Origin of the sequence: Streptomyces sp. (genome assembly GCF_035563135.1) — a bacterium.
In the GTDB taxonomy this organism is placed as follows: domain Bacteria; phylum Actinomycetota; class Actinomycetes; order Streptomycetales; family Streptomycetaceae; genus Streptomyces.
Map to the genome: position 1 here is coordinate 1 of NZ_DATMVN010000101.1, position 2,124 is coordinate 2,124.

At 70.3% G+C, this 2,124-nt stretch carries 4 protein-coding genes; all 4 read right to left on the reverse strand.

Translation table 11 applies throughout. The features are described from left to right. On the reverse strand, nucleotides 1-571 hold a 571-nt coding region (locus tag VN520_RS04495), incomplete at its 3' end, for a F0F1 ATP synthase subunit A (RefSeq protein ID WP_325745525.1). A 13-nt stretch (nucleotides 572-584) separates the two neighbouring features. Beyond that, entirely contained in the window at nucleotides 585-854 is a 270-nt protein-coding gene (locus VN520_RS04500; protein WP_325745526.1) for a hypothetical protein, read from the reverse strand. A gap of 36 nt (nucleotides 855-890) precedes the next feature. Continuing rightward, complete coding sequence (locus VN520_RS04505) at nucleotides 891-1,313, reverse strand: hypothetical protein (protein WP_325745527.1); 423 nt, start codon at nucleotides 1,311-1,313, stop codon at nucleotides 891-893. Between the two features lie 107 nt (nucleotides 1,314-1,420). Continuing rightward, a partial coding sequence (locus VN520_RS04510; RefSeq protein ID WP_325745528.1) for an MraY family glycosyltransferase occupies nucleotides 1,421-2,124 on the reverse strand: 704 nt, incomplete at its 5' end.

Sequence of the window (2,124 nt, forward strand, 5' to 3'; positions counted from 1 at the left end):
GGACGATGATGTTGGAGAGGAACTCCAGCGGGACGAGCAGCGGGTAGAGCACCGGGCTCACGCCGTGCGGCACCGACTGGTGCTTGAGGTAGCCGAGGACGCCGTGCTTCCGCATGCCGACCGCGTTGTAGATGATCCAGCTGAGCGCCGCCAGCCCGTAGACCATCCCCGCCCGGCTGAACGTCGGGAAGTTGATGAGCGGGATGCTGCCGAAGAAGTTGTTGAGCAGGATGAAGAAGAACAGCGCGAACAGGTAGGGCACGAACCGCATGAAGTCGCGGCTGCCGATCAGCTCCCGCGCCAGGCTGTTGCGGACGAAGCCGTAGGCGGCCTCGCCGGCGTACTGCAGCTTGCCCGGCACCATCGCCCGCTTCGACGAGGCGGAGTAGAAGAACGCGAACACGATCGCCGCAGCGAGGAAGAGCTGGAGCATCGGCTTGGTCACGCCGACCGAGCCGATCTCGAAGACCGGCGGCAGCTCGAACGTGGCCGGCCCCGGCGCGTGGAAGCTCTCGCCCTCGGCGAGCACCGCCGGGCCGGCGGAACCGAATGCGCTGGAGGCGAAGATCACCAGGTCTCCTCTGTCATTCCTCGGGCGGTGTGCTGTCGGGGTGCGGTGGTGGTGGGGTTCCCGGCGCAGCCCGGTTGAAGCGGGCGAAGGTCATGAAGATCCCGAAGCCGGCCCCGACGAGGATGCCGATCGCCACCAGGAACGAGGTTCCGAGCCACCGATCTGCGAGCCAGCCCAGCACGCCGTACACCGCCACCCCGGAGACGACGTACCCGAACGCGTGCCAGGGATCGCCCGAGGGCGAGTCGTCGGAGGAAGCAGGAGGCGTGCTCTGCTGACCCATCGCGCACCGGACAATAGCAGCCGTGACGGACACCGCTCACCGCGCGCCTCCCCTCGTCGCCCCGACGACCAGCGCGCCGGTCCAGGCCAGCGCCCCGGCGAGCACGGCGCCGCCGAGCCACCGCTCGTCCAGCGCCTCCTGGAGCCCCTCCGAGCGGGCCACCACCACGAGCAGCAGGGCGAGCAGGAGCACCTGCAACGTGTAGGTCATCAGCGCCACCAGGAGGGACGCCTGCGGGGCGTGGGTGGCGACGAAACCCGTGGTCAGCGCGCCGAAGACGAAGAAGGCGCCGACCACCGCCGCTCCCACGAGCGCCCCGACGACCTGCCGCTCGCCGTGGCCGGTGAGGAGCGCGAGGCCACTGCCGCCGACCGCGACGAGGACGGTGAGGAGGAGGGCCGACCGCTGCCCCGGCACCGATGGGTCCACCATCGGGAGCGGGTCCTCGGTCGTCGTCATTGGCGGCCGTTCCTGGCTCGGGGAAGCGTGCGGGCTGGTGCTTGTGAAAATTAGCACAAGCGCCCTCCCGACTCGAATTCGATCGATCCAGCCCGCCGTGCGACGGGTCAGCCGGCGGGTTGGCGGTAGTCGTCCCCGTGGGTCCATCCGGGCCGGTCGACCCGCGGGACCACGAACGTCAGCAGCACCGTGACCGCCAGCCAGGCGGCCAGCCCGGCGAGGACGAGCCGGCTCTGCGAGAGGCTGAGCGCCACCCCGCCGAGGGCGATGAGCGCCGCCCAGAGCCACATCACGACGACCGCGCGGCGGTGGGTGTGGCCGTACTCGAGCAGCCGGTGGTGCAGGTGGCGCTTGTCGGGGGCGAACGGGGACTGCCCGCGCAGGGTCCTGCGCACCACCGCCAGCACGAGGTCAGCGAACGGCACGACCAGGATCGAGATGGGCAGCAGGATGGGCAGCAGGACCGGGAGCAGGCTGGTGGTGTCGGTGCCGGTCTCGGAGAAGTCGACCGCCGGGAACCGGCCGGTCAGCGTGAGCGCGGAGGCGGCGAGGACGAGCCCGATCAGCATCGACCCGCTGTCGCCCATGAACATCTCGGCGGGGTGGAAGTTGTGCGAGATGAACCCCACGCAGCTGCCGGCGAGGGCGGCGCAGAGCAACGCCGCGGTGACCGCGAGGTTCTCGCCGTTGACCGACGCGAGCCGGTAGGAGAAGAGGAAGAAGCCGACGGCCCCGAGCCCGATGACCCCGGCAGCCAGCCCGTCGAGCCCGTCGACGAAGTTGACCGCGTTGATCGTTGCCACCACCAGGA